The sequence below is a fragment of the Xenorhabdus sp. PB61.4 genome (assembly GCF_963894935.1).
GTDB lineage: Bacteria > Pseudomonadota > Gammaproteobacteria > Enterobacterales > Enterobacteriaceae > Xenorhabdus > Xenorhabdus stockiae.
The window spans coordinates 1-5,295 of the sequence record NZ_CAWQJR010000069.1 but is presented as its reverse complement, the minus strand read 5'-3'; the positions used below and the strand labels follow the sequence as shown (position 1 = coordinate 5,295).

The 5,295-nt window shown below is 37.4% G+C and carries 4 protein-coding genes and 1 pseudogene; 3 read left to right on the top strand and 2 right to left on the bottom strand.

What is annotated here, in order from left to right; translation table 11 throughout:
* Positions 1-787, bottom strand: a 787-nt coding sequence (locus AACX68_RS05130; RefSeq protein WP_228860746.1) for an ATP-binding protein, incomplete at its 3' end; no start/stop codon positions are given.
* 263 nt (positions 788-1,050) lie between these two features.
* Between AACX68_RS05130 and AACX68_RS05125 the strand changes: the two genes are divergently transcribed.
* Both AACX68_RS05125 and AACX68_RS05120 read left to right on the top strand, forming a co-directional pair.
* On the top strand, positions 1,051-2,211 hold the full coding sequence (locus AACX68_RS05125) for an ISAs1 family transposase (RefSeq protein WP_228860745.1): 1,161 nt from the start codon (positions 1,051-1,053) through the stop codon (positions 2,209-2,211).
* Between the two features lie 121 nt (positions 2,212-2,332).
* Positions 2,333-3,658 carry a site-specific DNA-methyltransferase gene (locus AACX68_RS05120; protein WP_228860744.1) on the top strand — a complete coding sequence of 442 codons (1,326 nt, stop codon included), beginning with the start codon at positions 2,333-2,335 and terminating at the stop codon, positions 3,656-3,658.
* A 14-nt stretch (positions 3,659-3,672) separates the two neighbouring features.
* On the opposite strand, the pseudogene AACX68_RS05115 reads toward AACX68_RS05120, so the two are convergent.
* Positions 3,673-4,582 (bottom strand): annotated as a pseudogene (locus AACX68_RS05115) (IS982 family transposase).
* Between the two features lie 159 nt (positions 4,583-4,741).
* On the opposite strand from AACX68_RS05115, the gene AACX68_RS05110 reads away from it, so the two are divergent.
* On the top strand, positions 4,742-5,266 hold the full coding sequence (locus tag AACX68_RS05110; protein ID WP_228860742.1) for a GTPase: 525 nt from the start codon (positions 4,742-4,744) through the stop codon (positions 5,264-5,266).
* The last annotated feature ends 29 nt before the right edge of the window (positions 5,267-5,295 follow it).

Sequence of the window (5,295 nt, the reverse complement as noted above, 5' to 3'; positions counted from 1 at the left end):
TAATTAAACTCAACTCTATTGAGTAATCAGCTAAGCTTGTAACAAACGGAAAGGTTTTTATTAATTCACCCATATGGTAAAAATCAATCTCTTCTTTAATTGAGCTATACTTAACATAGAAAAGTTGGTGATTTTTTTCTTCAGATTCAAATGCTTTTAACTTATTTGTGGAAAAAAAAATGTTTTTATCTTCAATTTTTAAATTGATATTAAAAGATTCATCAATCATTGCTGCAACTAATTTTTCTGCTATTCTTTTGTCATTTAAATCAGCAAGTAGTTGTGTCATTTCATGTTGATTGGTAGATATTGTAATCTCAGTTCCATTTTCAATTTCGCTACACAAATTAGTAGTTACTGGAATTTGTACACCTGAAATATCATCTTGATTTACTAGATCAGATTTTTTTACTGAAAAAATACTACACTTACCATTTTTACATGTCTTCCATTTTACTGTGTCACCAAATTTGAAGGCAGAGAGAAAACCAAGGCCTTTAGAACCTTGGGTGATCCTAGTGATTCCGTTATAGGCTATTTCATTTCCGTAGTTTTTTGTACTTTTTGATATATGAAATAAGGAAGCAATCTCTTCCTCAGACATCCCAACGCCTTTATCTATAACGGTAATCATCAATTTTGATGGGCTTATAGTAATGGTAATGTCAGGAGAAAATGCATCGTAGGCATTTTTTATGAGTTCATTTAAAGCAAACAAAGATGAAGGAATCTTTTGAGAAAGCTCTTCAATTAACTTTCCACCAAATTTTAGTGATACAGTTGACATATAGTAGGCATCCCCTTTTCAAAAAAACTGTTATTGGCAGAAATATAACATAAATTAAAGTTAATGGTTGCTACCTCCTATAAAAATTGAGTTTTTGTTAGCCAATAGCACGTAATTTTAATTATTTTAGTCTTTTTAAGACTTAAAAAATAAATACTATCAGGGCAAACAAGTCTAAATTGCTCAATGTGATTAGCGGAGTATATTCAGTACAGAGAAATAGGAATAATCGCCGTTTGTGATTTATCATTAGCAACCCATCAATGATAATCCTAGAAACTGCCCTGCAAGCCACAACCCTCAGCAATGCTTTTGGACACCTCACTGATCCGCGTATTAACCGGACTAAACAATATTCACTTATCGACATTCTGACTATCTCGATCTGTGCCGTAATCTGCGGTTGTGAAGGCTTCAATGCGATTGAAGAATACGGTAAATCTAAAGAGAATTGGTTCCGGCAATTTCTGGATCTTCCTAATGGCATTCCCAGTCATGATACCTTTAACGATGTGATAAACCGGCTTGATCCCCAAGAATTTGGACTCGCATTTACCCAATGGGTGAAGAGCTTAGCCATATTCTCTGATGACATTATCGCCTTGGACGGCAAAACATTGCGGGGTACGCTTGACAAAGCGAATGGTGCACCGGCGCTTCATCTGGTTAGCGCCTGGTCAGTTGAGAATCAACTTTGCTTTGGTCGGGTGAAATTCTCGGATAAATCGAACGAAATTACCGTGATTCCCAACTTACAGGCCTTGTTGGATATTGAAGGTTCCACTGTCACAATTGATGCAATGGGCTGTCAGTACAAAATCGCTGATCAGATTGTCGGGGAGCAGGCTGATTATGTTCTGGCATTAAAAGGCAATCAGGGTGAATTTCATAACGATATCAAATACTTTTTAGATACTCAGCTCGCAAAAGGGTTTAGGGGGATCCCCCACGCTAAAACCCAGGATACAGGAGGCGATCACGGTCGTATCGAACAGCGTCAGTTGTGGCTGGTTAACGATATTCACTGGTTACGGGTACGACACCCTCAGTGGTACACACTGGGTGGCATCGTGGTAGTGGAGTCTTGGCGTGAAGAGCAGGGAAAACCCGAGAGTTACACACGACGTTATTATATTACCAGTCATCATGATAAATCGGCGGACTTTATTGCGGGAGCGATACGTAGCCATTGGCATATTGAAAATAAACTGCACTGGCAGCTGGATGTGAGTTTTGGTGAAGACAACCAGCATCTGAGAAGCGGTCATGCCGCTGAAAATATCGCTTTAGTGAATAAAATAGCCCTTAACCTGCTGAAAAATGAGAAAACCGTAAAAGTGGGAGTGAAAACTAAGCATCAGAAAGCAGGATGGGATAATGGTTACATGCTGAAAGTCCTCACGGTGGGTTTCACGTCAGTATAATTTAGACCCGTTTGCCCTATAAATGCTATACCCTTCCTGGTATTGGCAAGAAAAAAATGATATAATCTCTTAGAAAATAGTTAGATAGGATCACATAAACCTTATACTTAGGCTCTGAAAAATGAATAAAAAAAAGCAGGACATAGCGATCATTAATAAAATCAAAGCTTATTCTTTGACTGATGATTCGTATTGGTCTTTCAAAGGGCGCTATAGTAGACAACATTGCCATGCATTGATCCAATATCCAGCAATGATGGTTCCTCAAATGCAGGGGGAGCTTATAGATGTCATTCAAAGCGAAGATAAGAGTGTTAAAATTGTATTTGACCCTTTTGTTGGTTCTGGAACAACACTAGGTGAGTCAATGATTCGTGGGTTAGATTTTGTTGGTCATGATATCAATCCACTAGCTATCCTTGCATGTGAGGTTAAAAGTGGCCCTTTATTCACTAGTAAATTGGAAGAAAAAATTACAAAATTACTAAGTTGTATTGAGAAAAATAGTACTGATACGGTAGCTGTGAATTTTCCTGGGATTGATAAATGGTTTTTACCTCATGTTCAGTTAGAACTTAGCACAATATACTTAGCAATCAAATCTGAACCATCGAAGTGGGCGAGAAAAGTTTTTTGGTTAGCTCTTAGTAATACTGTTCGCACTACTTGTAACTCAAGAGGTTCAACATATAAATTACATATCAAATCAGAAGATCAAATAGAAAAAATTGGCTCACCAATAGTAATATTCAAAAAAAATTTATTAAAGAATATAGAGAACATTAAAGCTCAAAAGGAAATTTTAGCTCAAAATGGTTACTTAAAACGTAATAAAAGTGTTAGTAAGGTAATTATTAAAAATGTAGATGCTAAGTCACGTAAGAAATCAAGAATTAAATATGATTTACTCATTAGTTCCCCTCCATATGGTGATAATGCAACCACTGTAACTTACGGGCAATTTTCTTATTTGCCTTTACAATGGATTGATCTTAACGATATTAATGAGTTCATTAATCCTCGCCTACTAGAGTTACAGAATACAATTGATAGCTCGAGTTTAGGTGGTTCACTGAAAGATGCTTCTGAAAAACATAACGTACTAGAGGATAAGTCATTTTCACTAAATAAGTGTATTAAAAATATTTACTCAATAAATCCTGGAAACACAAGGAAGCTGATCAGTTTTGTTTACGATCTATATTTATCTCTTATAAATTCTGTAAATGAATTACGTAGTGATGCATATATGGTTTGGACATTAGGTAATAGAAGAATTTCTAATATAGAGGTACCTTTAGATCAAATAATGAGGGAGCTTTTAGAGAGTCTTGGATGTAAATTTGTGTATCAATTAGAAAGGGATATCCCAAGCAAGCGTATGCCAACAAGAAATAAAGTTGCAGAAACTATGGGTAAAGAAACAGTTTTAATAATGCGACGTTAACGCGATGCTCGACTTTAACATCCTATAACGTTGGCTTGTTGAAGCCAGTCGCGTTGACTTTTACCTTGTTTAAAATTGGCAAAAATACCCAACGTGTGAAAAAGCAGTTTTCTGGCAATTCGATTACTCAAATGTCACAGATCCCGTGCCCAGCACTTCTTAATAGCAAATAATAGCAAATTGTCCGGCGAGTTGACCAATCACCGTTTCAATTAAACGGCGTTTGGCGTTAATCATTCTTCTCGTTTTCTTGGGAAGAGGATCCTCCATATTGGTACGCGTCGGGGTGATCATCTTTATACCCTGTTGATTCATTTCCTGTTTAAATTCAACGCCTATATACCCTTTATCGCCAAGCAAACAGCCTTTTATCGGGGCAACCAAATCCCAAGCGGCTTCACGCTCACTGCAACTGGCAGGAGTCACCGTGATCCCCATCACTACGCCGGTTTCATCTATCATCAGATGCCCTTTAAAGCCGTAGTAAGTTTCATTCTTAGCGGCACAGTACCCATAATCGGCTTGCCCTTTGAAGTTGGCACTTCCTTTAGCTCTTTTGAACCCACAGACGGGCAGCGGAAACCCGTCGATAATATGTACCGGCCTGTCGAATGCGCCCAATAACATAGCCAGCTTCTCTTGCAGTTTTTGTTTGACAACCCAAAGATTTGAGGCCTGTTTGGCAAAGTTGGCGCGTGAACCGAGTCCGGGAAACCATTCACGCCAGTGGTCACAAAAATACGTCCAAATCCCTTTATCTGTTGAAAAGCCTAAGAATTCACCAATCACTTCCATCGTGATAACTTCAGCATCGCTCAGTTTAGGCGGATATCCCCGGTTTCTGAATCGCATACCTTGCTGTCACTGCGTTAAATTATCCTCTACCCAACAAAACACCCAAATGATAAAATCTTGCTGTGACATAGCCTTTTGTTCCTTTATTTCTCTATTTTTGACGACTTAAAATTATAAAGGAGCGGCTATGTCATTTCAACTCATCATAAAAGTCGAGCATCGCGTATATATAGGATTTTTAATCTCATCCATATAATATATGCGGTTCTATAATTATTGGAGAATGTTATGCAACTTTCAGATTTAGGAAATAGAATCTGCATTATAGGGCCTTCGAATAGCGGTAAATCAACACTTGCTAATGCAATCTCCAAAAAATGTAATTTGAAAGTCACTCATTTGGATCAACTTTTCCATTTGCCAAATACAGATTGGCAGGAACGCTCTGCCGATGAATTTATCTCGTTGCATGATATGGCAATTAAAGAAGAAAGCTGGGTTATTGATGGAAACTATGCAAGATGCCTGCCGCAACGGTTATCCAGAGCAACTGGGTTTATTTTATTAGATGTTTCAACTCTATCAAGCCTGCTACGTTATATAAACAGGACGTCATTCCAGCGTAAACGATATGGTGGATTGGAAGGTAATCAAGACTCAATCAAATGGGAAATGCTTCACCACATCACTGTTGTTACACCAAAAAACCGCAAACGCTATGCTGCAATGTTTGAAAAATTGGCCATACCAAAAATAAAACTAAGTTCTATTAAAGAGATGAAAGAACAATTTAATAAATGGGAGCTATTTTAAATAGAAACTGATATAAATTAGTTTTCATT